At 71.2% G+C, this 15,006-nt stretch carries 13 protein-coding genes; 3 read left to right on the forward strand and 10 right to left on the reverse strand.

What is annotated here, in order from left to right; genetic code table 11:
* Positions 1 to 14: 14 nt before the first annotated feature.
* Positions 15 to 2,813: a tetratricopeptide repeat protein gene (locus tag WA640_RS08140; protein WP_335987101.1), complete on the reverse strand. Its 2,799-nt coding sequence runs from the start codon at positions 2,811 to 2,813 to the stop codon at positions 15 to 17.
* Between WA640_RS08140 and WA640_RS08145 the strand changes: the two genes are divergently transcribed.
* Entirely contained in the window at positions 2,805 to 3,413 is a 609-nt protein-coding gene (locus WA640_RS08145; protein ID WP_335987103.1) for a phage antirepressor KilAC domain-containing protein, read from the forward strand. The two genes, WA640_RS08140 and WA640_RS08145, sit on opposite strands and share 9 nt — an antisense overlap.
* Positions 3,414 to 3,540: 127 nt before the next feature.
* Here the strand turns inward: WA640_RS08145 and rhaS are convergent, their stop codons facing one another.
* From rhaS to WA640_RS08165, 4 genes are read right to left on the reverse strand one after another with little or no spacing between them, the layout of a single operon-like run.
* Positions 3,541 to 4,608, reverse strand: a complete 1,068-nt coding sequence (gene rhaS / locus WA640_RS08150) for a rhamnose ABC transporter substrate-binding protein (RefSeq protein WP_335987105.1) — start codon at positions 4,606 to 4,608, stop codon at positions 3,541 to 3,543.
* A gap of 14 nt (positions 4,609 to 4,622) precedes the next feature.
* Positions 4,623 to 5,639, reverse strand: coding sequence for an ABC transporter permease (locus tag WA640_RS08155; RefSeq protein WP_335987107.1), 1,017 nt, complete (start codon positions 5,637 to 5,639; stop codon positions 4,623 to 4,625).
* Complete coding sequence (locus WA640_RS08160; protein WP_335987109.1) at positions 5,629 to 6,645, reverse strand: ABC transporter permease; 1,017 nt, start codon at positions 6,643 to 6,645, stop codon at positions 5,629 to 5,631. Before WA640_RS08160 ends, WA640_RS08155 begins: the two co-directional genes overlap by 11 nt.
* Positions 6,642 to 8,177: a sugar ABC transporter ATP-binding protein gene (locus tag WA640_RS08165; RefSeq protein ID WP_335987111.1), complete on the reverse strand. Its 1,536-nt coding sequence runs from the start codon at positions 8,175 to 8,177 to the stop codon at positions 6,642 to 6,644. Before WA640_RS08165 ends, WA640_RS08160 begins: the two co-directional genes overlap by 4 nt.
* A gap of 232 nt (positions 8,178 to 8,409) precedes the next feature.
* Here WA640_RS08165 and WA640_RS08170 point away from each other — a divergent pair, with 232 nt between their 5' ends.
* A complete protein-coding gene (locus tag WA640_RS08170) occupies positions 8,410 to 9,618 on the forward strand; it encodes a beta-1,3-glucanase family protein (protein WP_335987113.1) in 1,209 nt (402 codons plus the stop codon).
* 81 nt (positions 9,619 to 9,699) lie between these two features.
* On the opposite strand, the gene WA640_RS08175 is transcribed toward WA640_RS08170, so the two are convergent.
* The 4 genes from WA640_RS08175 to WA640_RS08190 are packed head-to-tail and all read right to left on the reverse strand — an operon-like array spanning position 9,700 to position 13,302.
* Entirely contained in the window at positions 9,700 to 10,350 is a 651-nt protein-coding gene (locus WA640_RS08175) for a response regulator transcription factor (protein ID WP_335987114.1), read from the reverse strand.
* Complete coding sequence (locus WA640_RS08180) at positions 10,340 to 11,593, reverse strand: sensor histidine kinase (RefSeq protein ID WP_335987116.1); 1,254 nt, start codon at positions 11,591 to 11,593, stop codon at positions 10,340 to 10,342. Before WA640_RS08180 ends, WA640_RS08175 begins: the two co-directional genes overlap by 11 nt.
* Positions 11,594 to 11,598: 5 nt before the next feature.
* A complete protein-coding gene (locus WA640_RS08185) occupies positions 11,599 to 12,333 on the reverse strand; it encodes an ABC transporter permease (RefSeq protein ID WP_335987119.1) in 735 nt (244 codons plus the stop codon).
* A 60-nt stretch (positions 12,334 to 12,393) separates the two neighbouring features.
* Complete coding sequence (locus WA640_RS08190; RefSeq protein ID WP_335987121.1) at positions 12,394 to 13,302, reverse strand: ABC transporter ATP-binding protein; 909 nt, start codon at positions 13,300 to 13,302, stop codon at positions 12,394 to 12,396.
* 177 nt (positions 13,303 to 13,479) lie between these two features.
* Here WA640_RS08190 and WA640_RS08195 point away from each other — a divergent pair, with 177 nt between their 5' ends.
* On the forward strand, positions 13,480 to 14,295 hold the full coding sequence (locus tag WA640_RS08195) for an isocitrate lyase/PEP mutase family protein (protein ID WP_335987123.1): 816 nt from the start codon (positions 13,480 to 13,482) through the stop codon (positions 14,293 to 14,295).
* A gap of 161 nt (positions 14,296 to 14,456) precedes the next feature.
* On the opposite strand, the gene WA640_RS08200 is transcribed toward WA640_RS08195, so the two are convergent.
* A complete protein-coding gene (locus WA640_RS08200) occupies positions 14,457 to 14,903 on the reverse strand; it encodes a PaaI family thioesterase (RefSeq protein WP_335987124.1) in 447 nt (148 codons plus the stop codon).
* Positions 14,904 to 15,006 lie beyond the last annotated feature (103 nt).

Here is a 15,006-nt window from a genome sequence, read left to right on the forward strand (position 1 = left end):
TTGCGGCACCGCGGTCACTCGTCCTCGGCGAGTCGGACCCGATACTCGGCCGCAATCGACCGGAACTCTTCCAGCCCTTCGATTTCGACCCCTGGGCAGGCGGCCAGGAAGTCCAAGTCCTCAATGAAACCGGCCACCGGCTCGACGGTTGGCTGCGATTGCAGTGCCGTGTCGAGTTGCTCCCGCGCTTCCTCCGTCTGTCCGAGGAGCAGCAGATCGACGACATGGTTGAATCTGGACTCGTCGGAGTCCGGCTCCGATCGGAGCAGTTCGATCGCGGCGAGGGCCTCGCGGTGCGCCTCGTCGCGCCGACCCACGGATATCAGCGCCACCGTGTGCAGCGATCGCAGAATGCTGTCCGAAGGGGACTCGGCCGTCATCCGAGCAGTCTCGGCGAGGGCCGCCTCAGCGTTCCCGCTCGCGAGGTGCCCCATGACACGCCGCTCGAAGAGCCATTGACCGACGACTCCGAGTTCGATCAGCCGTTCGACATCGGGGAGGACGAGGTCGTATCGCCGCAACGCCACGAAGGCGTCGTTGCGCAGTTCCAACGCCCACTTGGAATCAGGATCGAGTTCGATCGCCTTGTCGAGGTCGGTCAGAGCCTCCTCTTGTCGCCCCGCCGAGAGGTGTGCTGATCCGCGGTGGGCGTACGGAGTGCCGTCTCCAGGGAGTAGCTCGATAGCCCTTCCGTAGTCGGTGTGCGACTCTTCAATGCGTTCCATGAGTTGCAGATTGGCGCCCCGCTCCATGTAGTAGTCGGCGTATTCGGGGTCGAGTCGGATGGCCTGGTCGAAGTCGCGCAGCGCCTCCTCGTAGCGGCCCATCAACCGAAGGACAATACCGCGACGCGAGTGGTACCAGTCGTTTTCCGGTGCGAGTTCGATTGCGCGGTTCCAATCGGCCAGCGACTCCTCGAACCGGCCTTGCCTCCGATACGTCACGCCACGGCTCGCCAGCGCCAATGTGCAGACTCCCGGATCGAGCTCGCCGCCATCGATCAGAAAAGTCAGGAAAGCGGTGTCGTCGTCTTCATCCTTGAGCAGCTCGGTCAGGCGCGGCCCCCATGACCGCAGGCGCTCAGATTCCGTCGACTTCCCCACTTCGGTGAGCATCGCGGCCCAGCGCCGAGTGACCGCGATGCTCATATACGTAGCCCGGACGATCCGTTCGAGCGCGCTGGGCAGTGCGATCACCGGGGTCGCGCAGAGGCGATGGTAGGTCTCCTCCAAAGCGAGGACCCTCCATTGCTCGTCGTCCCATTGTTCGTTCGAGGCGATCCCGAGCAACTCCTGTTCGGCGGCGAAGTGGTCGGCGAGGGCCTGGTGGCGTTCGCGCCACTGCTGCGGGGAGGCTATGCGGGCCGAACGGAGCATCGGGTCGCGGACGGCGTCGTGGTAGCGCCAGTAGTCGCCTGCGCGGGAGACGAAGGGCAGGCCGCGGAGCCAGTCGAACAGGTCCTCATTGCCTTCGGGAAGCAGGTCGCGGTTGAAGCGGCGGGGCAGGGCGGCTGCTTCGGCGAGTTTGCGGCGCTGTTCGTCGGGCTCCCACTTGAGGAAGCGCTTGACCGCGTCTTCTGTGGGGTCGAGGACCGCGCCGGGGTCCTGCGGGCTGTTCTCGGCGAGGGTTGCCAGCCACATCGGGATGCGGCCGGAGAGCGAGAGGATCACTTCCACGACGGGTTCGCTGGTGACGCCGCGCTGGGCGAGGAGGCCGCGGGCCTCCTCCTCGGTGAAGGGTTCGAGCGGGTAGGCCGCGATCAGGCTGCGGAGCGGGGACCAGCGGTTGTCGGCCAGCGCGAGCTGTCCGGCGATCACGGTGACGACCTTCGCCGAGAGGCCGCCGAACTTGCCCGAGAACAGGTCGAGGAGCCAGTCCTCCAGATACGGCGCGGTGCGCTCGAAGGTGTCGAAGCAGAGCACGACCGGCCGCTCAGCGGCGATCCGATTGACGGCGCCGACGAACTCCCGCGTCAGCACGTCGACCGGGGACAGCAGCAGGTCGATGTCGGCTTTCTTCTTGAACTTCTGCACCAAGAAGGCGCGGAACCGGTTGGCTTGCGATGCAAGCGCATCGGCATCGACGAACTCGGTGATCGCACCCGCCACCGGCACCGTCTTCGCGAGGGCCATTCCCGCCCGCACCGTGCTCGTGGTGAGCATGTCGCCAAGGGGCGCGTTCGGATCGCTCTCAAGTTCGCTGCGGCGCTGGCGGTAGGTGGCGAGCTGGGCTTCGAATTCGGTGAGGCGGGCGTCCTGGGCGGCGAGGTCGGCGGCGATGGCGGACATGGTCTCGACGACCTCGAAGTAGTCCTCGTCCACATAGGCGCAGACGGCGCCTTCGGCCTGGGCGATGCGGCGGAACTGCTGGAGGAGGAAGGACTTGCCGACGCCGGCGATGCCGGAGACGTTGACGATGTAGCGGCGCGCGGGGTCGGCGGGCGGGAGGTGGAGGTTGGTGCGGAACTCGGCGAGCCGCGAGTCGCGGCCGACGAAAGCGTCCTGCTGGCGGCGGCGCAGGATGTCCTGAAGGGTCGGTGCCGCGTCGTCCAAGTGCTCACTCCCGGGGGTGCGGATGATCGCCTCCAAGGGTAGGGCAGGGCGGCTCGCGGCGGTGGCCGGGACCGTCGAAATTTCCCCGCTGAACTGGGGAAATCGAGGTGCTCGCGGGCGGGGAAAATGTCGTACCCCGAACGTATGATCGAAGGTAAGGACGGTCCTTGGAAGCCGCTGAGGACGCCCTCCCGAGAGGAGCCGAACATGCTCGAATCCGCCCCCGTTCAGCAGCCCGCCGCGCGGGATGCCATGCCGCACCTCGGTTACCGCGCGTGGCAGCGCTATCAGGACGCCGCGCAGACGGCCGTGGTCCTCCGCGGGATCGCCGCCGACGTCGCGGTCGTGCCGACCCCTGTGGACGCCGACGAGCTCGACGAGATCGAGGTGGCCCGCCGCTACCTCGCCGCGCTGGAGGCCAAGCGCCGCTTGCAGGTCAAGCTCGCCGACATCGCCCCGGCCGCCGCCTCGTGGGAGGTGCTCGCCTCCGGGCGCGGCGACTTCTCGGTCGCCGACTCCGCGAAGATCCTCTCTCGGGACCCGTCGATCGAGATCGGGCAGAACCGCCTGTTCGCCGCGCTCGGGGACCTCGGGTGGACCTACCGCCAGCGCAGCGACCACTCGTGGCGCGTCTACCAGTCCGCGATCGCGGCCGGGAGGCTCTCCGAGATCCCCCAGTCGCACTCCCACCCCAGGACCGGCCGCCGCGTCATCGACCCGCCGCAGATCCGCGTCACCGCCAAGGGCCTCGGCGAACTCCGCGAACGCCTCGCCGGAGGCCGCACGGAGGTCCTGGTCGAACTGCCCCGCCGCATCCCCGGCGAGGCCCTCGCGGAAATCGAGGAGGCCGCCCGCGAGTAGCGGGTAGGGGGATGTCGTACCCGTCGGGCATCGTTGATGCCGGGGCGGGTGCCTCCCCCCGCCATTACGCCTGCCCAAGAACCCCTTGGCCGGGCGGCCGCGTGAGCGGCCGCCCGGTTTGCGGGTGTCAGAAGTCGAAGTCGTCGATGTTGTCGGCGTTGAACCGAGTGGGCGGGCCGAGAGTGACGACGCCGTCGGCGCCCACCGTGTACTCGCCGAGGTCGCCCGCGGTGAACACCTCGCCTTCGGCGCCGGTGATGATGCCCGATGCGGCGGCCGCGCCCGTGTAGGCGGCGAGTTCGCCCAGGGCGGTCGGGTCCCAGAGGGCGAACTCGGTGACCGTGCCGTCGGTGACGAACTCTCGCATCTGGTTCGGCGTGCCGAGGCCGGTGAGCGCCACCTGGCCCTTGAACTCCGAGCCCGACAGGTACCGGGCCGCCGCGGCGATGCCGACCGTGGTGGGGGAGATGATCGCCTTCAGGTCCGGGTGGGCCTGGAGGAGGCCCTGGGTCTCGGAGAACGACTTCTCGTCCTCGTCGTCGCCGTACACGACGTCGACCAGCTCCATGTCGGCGTAGCTGGGATTCGACTCCAGCTCGGCCTCCATGACCTCGATCCACGCGTTCTGGTTGGTGGCGTTGGCGGTCGCCGAGAGGATCGCGATCTCGCCGGTCGCGTCGATCTGCTCCGCGGCCATCTCCAGCAGCGCCAGGCCGACCTCGTCGCTGTTCACCTGCGACACGAACAGGTCCCGGCACGAGGGGTCCACATCGGAGTCGAAGGTGACGACGACGGACCCGCCCGCGCGGGCCTGCTCCAGCGAGGAGCACAGCGCGTTCGGGTCGTTGGCCGACAGGAGGATCACGTCGGTGGCCTGCTGGCTCAACGTGTCGATGTAGCTGACCTGCGACGACGCCGACGCGTCGGAGGGGCCGGTGTACTCGAACGCGCCCTCCAGGGCGGTCGCCGCGGCCTCCGCGCCGGTGCTGGAGGCGTCGAAGTACGGGTTGTTCACCGACTTCGGGAGCATCGCGAACGACAGGCCGGTCTCGTACTCGGCGTTGGGGTCGGCGCTGGCGTCGCCCGCGGGGCCGCCGCCGGAGTCGTCGTCGCCCTGGGTGGTGCCGCCGCAGCCGGCGAGGAGGGCCGCGGCCAGGATCGGGGTGGTGAGGAGGGTCAGGCGTCTGCGGTTCATGGGCTTGCTGCCTTTCATGCGGTTCGGCCGGTGGCGGTGGTGCGGCGTCTGCGGAGTGCGGTCCGCAAGGCGCCCAAGGCGTTCGGTGCGAGGACGGCGGCGATGAGGAGGGTTCCGGTGACGACGGTGAGCGCCTCGGTGGAGACGTGCGCCAGGCGCAGCGCGTTCTGCACCGACACCAGCAGGACCACGGCGGCGAGCACGCCGGGCAGCGCGCCCTTGCCGCCGAAGATCGACACGCCGCCGAGGAGCACGACCGCGATGACGGTGAGTTCGAGCCCGGCCGCGTTGTCGGCGCGCGCCGAGGAGTACCGGAGCGTCCAAAGGACGCCGACGAGTCCGGCCATCGCCCCGGAGGCGACGTACAGCCAGAACTTCAAGCGCCCCACGCCGATCCCCGCATACGAGGCGGCGATCGGGTTCGCGCCCGCCGCGTAGATCGAGCGGCCGACCGGCGTCGCGTGGAGCACCAGCCCGCAGATCAAGGCGAGCACCAGCATCGGAATCAGCACGTTCGGCACGGGCCCCTCGCCGATCGTCCCGAGCGTCCAGCCTGTGAACAGCCGCGGCCAGTCGGCGACCGCCGTGTCGCCGAGGAGCACGTACGCCAGGCCCCGGTACAGCGCGAGCGTGCCGATCGTGACCGCGAGCGACGGCAGTCCGAAACCGGTGACGAACAGCCCGTTCACCGCGCCGAGCACCGCCCCGAGCAGCACGGCGACCGGCATGATCGTCTCCAGCGCCATCCCGCCGTTCCACATGACGCCCATCGCGGCGCTGGTGAGGCCCACGGTGCTCGCCACCGAGAGGTCGATCTCCCCGGTGGTCACGATGAGCGTCATCGTCAACGCCAGCAGCAGGATCGGCGCCAGGTCGAGGACGATGTACCCGGCGTTGCGCGCGGTCCCGAAGTGCTCCACCGTCATCGACGCGACGACCAGGAACACCGCCGTGGCGGCGATGATCGCGGCGTCCCAGGAGGCGAGCGGGCGCGCGAGGCGGCGCAGATCAGTCGGCCGGTCAGTGGACATGGGACCCCTTCGTTCGCAGTGCCCTTGCGGCCCTGAGGTTCACGAGCCGGTCGAGCGCGATGGCCGCGAGGATCAGAGCACCGACGATCGCCTGCTGCCAGAACTGGTCGATGCGCAGCACCGGCAGGGCGTTGTCGATGACGGTGAGCAGCAGCGCCCCGAGCCCGGCGCCGAGCGCCGTCCCGGACCCGCCGAAGATCGCGACGCCGCCGACCACGACCGCGGCGACCACGTCGAGCTCCATCCCGTATCCAGCCGAGGCGTCCACGGTCCCGAACCGGGCCGCGTACAGCACCCCGCCGAGCCCGGCGAGTGCGCCCGACAGCACGTATGCCGTCATCAGCCGCCGTCCCGCCGGGACGCCCGCGAGGCGCGCCGCCTCCGGGTTCGACCCGAGCGCGTACAGGTCCCGCCCGGCCCGGTACCGGCCCAGGAACACCCCGACCGCGGCCAGGACCAGCACCGACACCGCGAACAGGTACGGCACGCCGAGCACGTGCCCGCTCCCGAAGTCGAGGAACCCCCGCGGCAGGTCCGAGGCGTTGATCCGCGAGCCGCCCGCGATGAAGTACACGACGCCGCGGAGCACGTACAGCGTCCCGAGCGTCGCCACCAGCGGCGGCACTCGTCCGAAATGGACGATGACGCCGTTGAGCGCCCCGCACGCCGCGCCCACCGCCAGGCCCAGCAGCAGCGCCAGCGCCGTCCCCATCCCGGTGGCGCTCAACGCGCTTCCCGTGACGTACGCCGACAGCCCGAGCACCGAGCCCACCGACAGGTCGATCCCGCGCGTCAGCACCACCACGGTCATCCCGCACGCCAGCAGCAGCGTCACCGCCGCCGCGAACAGCAGGTCCCGCACCGACTGCGCGCTGAGGAACCGCGGGTTCAGCGCCGTCGTCACCCCCACGAGCACCGCGAGCGCCACGACGAGCCCGAGCGCCCGGAACCGCAGCACCAGGTCGAGCCCCGCGGACCCGGTCCGCGCCTTCGCGAGCGCCGTCATGCCGCCCCCGTCGCCAGCACCATCACCGACTCCTCCGTCGCCTCGGCCCGCCCCAGCTCCCCGGCGATCCGCCCCTCGCGCATCACCAGGACCCGGTCGGCCATCCCGAGCACCTCCAGCAGCTCGGAGGACACCATGAGCACCGCGACCCCTTCCGCCGCAAGCGAAGACAGCAGCCGGTGCACCTCGGCCTTCGTGCCCACGTCGATGCCGCGCGTCGGCTCGTCGACGATGAGCACCTTCGGGCCCGTCGCCAGCCACTTCGCGAGCACGACCTTCTGCTGGTTCCCGCCCGAGAGCGTCCCGGCCGCGTCCGCGAGGTCCCCGAACTTGACGTTGAGTCGCGCGCTCCAGTCCGCCGCCGCGCGACGCTCCGCACCGCCGATGAGGAACCCGAAGCGCGACAAGCGGTGCCGCCGCGTGATCGTCGCATTGCGCATAATGGACAGATCGAGGAGCAGGCCCTGCTGGCGCCGGTCCTCCGGCACCAGGGCCACCCCGGCCCGCATCGCCGCCCGCGGGCTCCCCGCGGGCAGCTCCCGGCCGTCCACTTTCACCGTTCCGGCCTCGCGCGGCCCGATCCCGAACACCGCCTGCACGACCTCGCTGCGCCCCGCGCCCACGAGCCCCGCGAGCGCCACGATCTCCCCGGCCCGCACCGTGAAGGACACGTCCCGGCACAGCCCCTCGCGGGTGAGCCCCTCGACTTCGAGGACCACCTCGCCCGCCGCGACGTCCTGCTTCGGGAACATCGCGCCGAGCTCCCGGCCGACCATGCGCCGCACCAGCTCCTCGACGGCGACGTCGGCGAGGAGGTCGGTGGAGACGTGCGCGCCGTCGCGCATCACGGTGACGCGCTGGCACAGCGCCTCGACCTCGTCGAAGCGGTGGGAGATGAACAGGATCGCGGCGCCGTCCTCGCGCAGGGCCCGCACGACCCCGAAGAGGCGCTCCACCTCGACGCCGGAGAGCGCGGCGGTCGGCTCGTCCATGACCAGGACGCGAGCGCTGCGGGAGATGGCCTTCGCGATCTCGACGAGCTGCTGGTCGGCGATCGACAGGCCCTTCGCGGGCCGGTCGGGGTCCATGGGGACGCCGAGGCGCGCGAAGAGCGCGGCGGCGTCCCGGTTCATGGCGGCGCGGTCGATGAGGCCGAAGCGGCCCTTGGGCTGCCGGCCGATGAAGAGGTTCTCGGCGACGGAGAGGTCGCCGAACAGCGCAGGCTCCTGGTAGATCACGGCGATCCCGGCGTCCATCGCGGCGGCGGTGTCGGCGAAGGCGACCGGCTCGCTGTCGAGTTCCACGGTCCCGGCGTCGGGGCGGTACAGCCCCGCCAGGATTTTGATCAATGTGGACTTCCCGGCGCCGTTCTCGCCCACGAGCGCATGGACTTCGCCGGCGTAGAGGTCGAGGTCCGCGCCGCGCAGGGCCCTGACGGCGCCGAACGACTTGGCGACGCCCTTGAGCGAGACGACGGGAGCGGCGGGCGGCGGTGCGGCCGCCGGGGCGGGATCGGGTTCGAGAGCAGGCAAGTGGCCCCCAGAAAGTGAATCGTTTCAATGCATCGATCTATTCGGTACTCTACAAACCCGAACGCCCCCAGGTCAATACCCGACAACACTCACCCTTGGTGCACGACTCGGACCTGTCCGTAAATTGCTGGTATTTCCGGGTTCGCCCCTTTGATCTTTTAACAAACCGTGTTAATGTGCGGATTCCTCGATTTCCGCACCACGGAGGTTCGCGATGGTCTCAAGAAGATCCATGATCGCCCTGACCGCGGCCGGAGGGGCCGTCGCCGCCAGCTCGCCCTGGTGGCGCACCTGGGCCGTCCCCGCGGCCGACGCCGCGCCCGCCACCTGCGAACTCGCGCTCGCCAACGACACCGACACGAGCGACGTGCACGCGTACGTCACCGGCCGCGAGTTCGGCACCGACCGCATGATGCTCCTGCGCCCCGGCGGCCAGGGCCCCTACTACATCGAGCAGCCCGGGAGCACGAACACGCCGCTCCCGGTCGACTGCGCGATCCCGCTGAACGCGCCCGGCGCCGCGCCGGTCGTGGTCACCCTGCCGCGCATGTACGGCGCCCGCGTGTACTTCGTGCGCGAGTCCAAACTGGAGTTCTTCGTGAACCCCGGCCCCGCGCTCGTCGAGCCCGCGTTCCAGAACGCCAACGACGCGAACTTCGGCAAGATCGCCTCGTTCTGCGAGTTCACCTTCAACGACGTGCAGCTGTTCGTGAACGTCAGCTACGTCGACCTCGTCACCGCGCTCCCGATCGCCCTGCGCCTCCAAGGCGACGGCGACCACTCGGTGGCCGCGCTCGACCGCGGCGCGGTCGAGAGCATCGCCGCCGACCTCGAAGCCCAGGCCGCCGCCGACGGCCAGCCGTGGGACTCCCTGGTCATGCGCGACGGCGGCGGGAAGATCCTCCGCGTCATGTCGCCGCAGAACGTCATGGCCCCCTACTTCGGCCAGCCCGACATGCCGTTCAACGGCTACTGGAGCGGCTACGTGAACGAGGTCTGGGAGCACTACCGCGCCAACGACCTCCGCATCGACCTCCAGGGCGGGCGCGGGGTCCTCACCGGCCGCGTGCAGGGCGACAACCTCGTCTTCAACGACGGCTCCACCTTCACCAAGCCCGACGACCGCGACATCTTCACCTGCAACCACGGGCCGTTCGCCAACGTGCCCACCGACTCCGACGCGAAGAAGGCCGCCCTCGCGCGCCTCGCCGCCGCGTTCAACCGCAGCACCGTCCACAACCACCCGGACCAGCCGAACGGCGCCCCCGTCGCGGACTTCTACGCCCACGACATCACCAACCACTACGCGCGCGCCGTCCACGACAACTCGCCGATCGGCTACGCGTTCCCCTACGACGACGTCACCCCCGACGGCGTCCCCGACCAGTCCGGCGTCGCCTTCGACGGCAACCCGACCCGCCTCACCCTGACCGTCACCTGACGGCCCCGCGGCCGGGGCGACCGAATCGCCGCGCGCGAACAGAGAGCGCTCTCTCGTGCGCGGGTCGCCCCGGCCGCGGCCTCACCGCCCCTTCGGCGTCAGCAGCCCCCGCTCGTACGCGGCCGCCACCGCCGCCGCCCGGTCGTTGACCTCCAGCTTCGCGTACACGTGCACCAGATGCGTCTTCACCGTCGCCTCGCTGATGAACAGCGCCCGCGCCGCCTCCCTGTTGCTGCGGCCCTTCGCGATCAGCGCCAGCACCTCCAGCTCCCGCTCGCTCAGCGGCCCCGCCGCCGGCTCCGGCCGCCGCACCCGCGCCATGAGCACCGACGCCACCGACGGCGCCAGCACCGTCCCGCCCTCGTGCGCCGCCCGGATCGCCCGCCGCAGCTCCTCCGGCGACGCGTCCTTGAGCAGGTACCCGGCCGCGCCCGCCTCGACCGCGGGCAGCACGTCCGAGTCCGTGTCGTACGTCGTCAGCACCAGCACCCGCGCCGCCGACCCCCGCGCGGCCAGCTCCCGGATCGCCGCCACCCCGTCGGTGCCCGGCATCCGCAGGTCCATGAGCACCACGTCCGGTTCCAGCGCGAGCGCCCGGTCCACCGCCTCGCGCCCGTCGGCCGCCTCGCCCACCACCTCGATGTCCCCGCCCCGCGCGAACATGCCGCGCAGCCCGTCGCGCACCACCGGATGGTCGTCGGCGATGAGCACGCGGATCGGCTCAGCCCCCATCGGGCACCGCCGCGAGCGCCGGGACGATCGCCGAGACCACCGTGCCCCGGCCCGGCTCCGACTCGACCGACAGGCTCCCCGCGATCCGGCCCACCCGCTGGCGCATCGCCGGGAGCCCGTACCCGCCCTTCGCCCCCGCCGCGGTCCGCCCGGGCGCGAACCCGGACCCGTCGTCGCGCACGTCCAGCGCCAACTCGTCCTCCATATAGGAAAGGGTGATGCCGACGCGGCCCGCGCCGGCGTGCTTGGCGGCGTTGGTGAGCGCCTCCTGCGCGACCCGCAGCAGCGTCACCTCCACCTCCGGGTGCATCGGCCTCGCGTCCCCTGTGGTCACCACTTCCACCGGAACCCCTTGGGCCGCCGACCATTTCGCGGCGACCTCCGCGAGCGCCTCCGGCAGCTGCGCCTCCTCCAGCGTCGCCGGGCCGATCGCCCGCACGGTGCGCCGGGCCTCCGCGAGGCTCTCGCGGGCCAGCTCCACGGCGCTGTCGAGGTGGCGGCGCCGCTGCGCCTCGTCCGCCGCCGCGTCCACCGCCCGGAGCTGCGCGATGATCCCCGCGAGGCCCTGCGCGACGGTGTCGTGGATCTCGCGGGCCATGCGCTGGCGCTCGTCGAGGACGCCCGCCTCGCGCGCCTGCGTCATGAGCTGCATGTGCAGGCCCGCGTTCTCCTCCATGGCCGCCTCGCGCGCCGCGAACGCCTCCTCGCGCTGGGTGCGGAGGCGCTCCATCCGGTCGTTCATGACGAACCCCAGGCTGATCGCGACGGTCTGGATGCACACGATCACCGCGTACACCGCGATGCCCTCGGCACTCGGCTCGTCGGTCACCGTCGAGTTCACCACCAGCGACGTCGCGCCGATCCCGACCACCACCATCCACAATGGACGAAGCAGCCCGGCGTGGAAGAACCCGGTGATCACGAAGACGAAGAACAGCATGTCGAAGCGCATCAGCGTGAACCCGAGGACGGTGAGCCCCGCGAAGTACACCGTCATGCGCGCCAACGGGACCTGCGGCTCCGCCGACATGCGGGTGAACCCGAAGTACACCCAGAGCGCGGCCGCGGCCGACAGGACCGCGACGGCAGTCCGGTCGGCCGGGGGCATCTCGGTGATGAGCGAGCTGAGGCAGACGCTGATCGCGAGCGTCAGGTACGGGACCACGTCCATGAACCGGCCGTAGAACCCGAAGATCCGCGACTGGCGCGACTTGACCTCGGCCTCCGCCTGCTCGGCTCCCATGCTCGTCACTCCCACTTGAAGATCCGCGCCGACGCCGCGCCCGCGGCCACGGCGATCACCGCCATCGCCAGGAGCTGCACCGGGTCGGGGCTCTCGCCGTTCCAGCTGTCGAGCAGGGTCTGCACGCCCGGCGGCACGTAGTCGCCGACCCGGGCCACCGCGTCGGGGAGCATGAACCGGGGGAGGTACACGCCGCCGAAGAACATGACCGACATGAACAGCACGGTCGAGATCCCGGAGGCGGCCCGCGCGGTGCCCGCGACGGCCGCCACGAGCATACCGATCGCGAAGACCGCGGTGATCCCGAGGACGAACGCGAGCGCGAACCCCAGCGGGTTCTGCGGCAGCGGCACGCCGTAGGCGAGGCGGCCCGCCACGACCACGAGCAGCGCCGAGACCAGGGCCGCCGCGACGTTCACGATCAACTGCGCCGCAAGGAGCTTCGCGGGATGCACCGGCGTGGTCCGCATGCGGCGCAGGACGCCGCGCTCGCGGTAGCCCGCCATGACCGCGGGCAGGGTGGTGAGGCCGATGACGGCCACGGACATGACGATCACCGAGGGCGCGAAGTAGTCCACGAACCGGACCCCGCCCATGTCGGCGGACGGCTCGCGCAGGATCGGGACGGCGCCGAGCCCGACGAGGATGACCGTCGGCAGGAGCAGGCCGATGACGAGTGAGGTGGGGTCGCGCACGAACAGGCGGGCCTCGGCGGCGGTGAGTTTCAGCAGTGACGACATGAGGGTTCTCCTCTTCCGTTGCGGGGGTTCAGGTTCGGATTCAGATTCCGGTTCCGGTGCTCAGGACTCGACGGGCTTGCCGGTGAGGGCGACGAACGCGTCGTCCAGGCTGACCTGCTCCACGCGCAGGTCCGCGGCGACGATGTGGTTGCGCGCCAGGACCGACGCGACGGCCTGGAGCAGGTTCCCGGACCCGGCCACGACCACCTGGGAGCCGTTCCGCTCGACCGCGGCGACCTCCGGGAGGTCCAGCAGGAGCGCGTCGGGGAAGTCCGCGGAGGGCCGGAACCGCACGCGCTGCTCGGCGCTGACGCGCGCGGTGAGCCCGGCGGGCGTGTCGACGGCGACGACCTTCCCGGCGTCGATCACGGCGAGGCGGTCGCACAGCCGCTCGGCCTCGTCCATGAAATGCGTGACCAGCACGATCGTGACGCCCGAGTCGCGCACCTGCTCGATGAGGTCCCACGTGTCGCGCCGCGCCTGCGGGTCGAGGCCCGTGGTCAGCTCGTCGAGGACGGCCACGCGCGGGTTCCCGATGAGCGCCAGCGCGATCGACAGCCGCTGCTGCTGCCCGCCCGAGAGCTTCCCGAAGGGGGTCTTGCGCTTCGCGCCCAGACCGAGCGAGTCGATGAGCCGCCCGGGGTCGGCGGGGGAGCGGTAGAACGAGCGGTACAGGTCGAGCGCCTCGCCGACGCGCATCCGGTCGGGCAGGCGGCTCTCCTGGAGCTGGATGCCCAGGACCTGCCTGAGCTCCTTCACGTCCCGCGCGGGGTCGAGCCCCATGACCGAGACCCGGCCCGCGTCGCGGGCGCGCAGGCCCTCGACGCACTCGACGGTGGTGGTCTTCCCCGCCCCGTTGGGGCCGAGGATGCCGAAGATCTCCCCTTCATCCACTGTGAACGAGACGCCGTCGGCGGCGCGCTGCTCGCCGTAATGCTTCACCAGGTTTTCGACTTCGATGATCGCCATGGGTTCCTCCCTGTCCGGTACGGGAACAACCCTCGCAGCGACCGCGCCCGCCGCCATCGCCCGCGCGGCGGAGCCACCGGTTGATCCGCCGCGTCAACCGATCGGTTGACGCCTCCCCCCGACGGTCATGTCGTTTTCCGGCCAGACACGAGGCGACACGGCTGCTTTGATTGCCCCATGACGAACGACCGGGCCGCGCGCTTCCGCGCCCTCCACACCACCCCGCCCCTGATCCTCCCGAACTGCTGGGACGCCGCCAGCGCCGCAGTCATCGCCTCCGCAGGCGCCGCCGCCATCGCCACCACCAGCGCCGGAGTCGCCTGGAGCCTCGGCCGCCCCGACGGCGACCGCCTCGACCGCGACGCGGCCATCGCCCTCGTCGAACGGGTCGCCCAGGCCGTCGACGTCCCGGTCACCGCCGACATCGAATCCGGCTTCGGCGCCACCGCGAAGGACGTCGCAAAAACGCTGGCGGCGGTCGCGGAGGCGGGCGCGGTCGGCGTCAACATCGAGGACACCGTGGCCGAGACACCGGGCTCCCTGCGCCCGATCGCCGAACAGGCCGAACGCCTCGCCGCGGCCCGGGAAGGCGCGGGCCCGGACCTGTTCCTCAACGCCCGCATCGACATCTACCTCGCCGGCATCGGCGACCCCGCCACCCGCTTCGACGCGGTGGTCGAACGCGCCGCGGCCTACGCGGCGGCGGGATCGGACGGCATTTTCGTTCCGGGCGTCACCGACCCCGACACGGTCGCTGCGCTCGTACAGGCGATTGACTTGCCGCTCAACGTGATGGCGGGCCCCGGCGCCCCCGCGCCCTCCGCGCTGGCGGCCCTCGGCGTCGCCCGGATCAGCCTGGGCCCCCGCCTCGCCTCCGCGGCCTACGCGGCGGCCCGCCGTGCGACGATCGCCCTCCTCGAAGCCGACTCCTACGCCCCCATGGAAGACGGTATCGACTTCGGGGAAATGCAGACCCTCCTCGACCGCAACTGACTGCAGTGAGCTGAGCCGCGCCCCAGGCCCGGCGGGTCGCCGACCTCCGCGCCACTCGGCGCGGCTCAGGGCAACGTGTCGGTGCACCGAGGCACTATCGAAACGGGGGCGCCTCAGCGCGCCCGAAATGTGCAGAACCGCCGAGGCGCTCCCGAATCCCGTCACCCCTGCGGGGCGTCGCGGATCATGCAGGTGAGGCGGCCGGTGCAGATGCGGCGGTCGTCCTCGTCGCTGACGACGATCTCGTAGGTCGCGGTCGAGCGGCCGCGGTGGATCGGGACCGCCACGCCGGTGACCGTGCCGGAGCGGACCGCGCGGTGGTGGGTCACGTTCAGGTCCACGCCGACCGCGATGCGGCCGGGCCCGGCGTGGAGCATCGAGCCGACCGACCCGAGCGTCTCGGCGAGGACCGCCGACGCGCCGCCGTGGAGGAGCCCGTACGGCTGCCGGTTCCCCTCGACGCCCATGCGCGCGACGACGCGCTCCGGCGCGGCCTCCAGGACCTCGATGCCCATGCGCGCGCCCAGCTCCCCGGCGGAGAACAGCTGCTGGAGGTCCATCCCCGCACCAGCGAACTGGTCGAGGACCTCGGGCGGGAATTCGGTCATGTCGGGCGGCTCCCATCAGACGTCGGCCCGGCCGCATCGTCGCGGCCGGGGCGTCAGCCGAGTCTAGATCCTCCCCGGCGCGCCCGGGAATTCACCGGCCGGA

It is taken from the genome of Glycomyces sp. MUSA5-2 (assembly GCF_037034145.1).
In the GTDB taxonomy this organism is placed as follows: domain Bacteria; phylum Actinomycetota; class Actinomycetes; order Mycobacteriales; family Micromonosporaceae; genus Glycomyces; species Glycomyces artemisiae.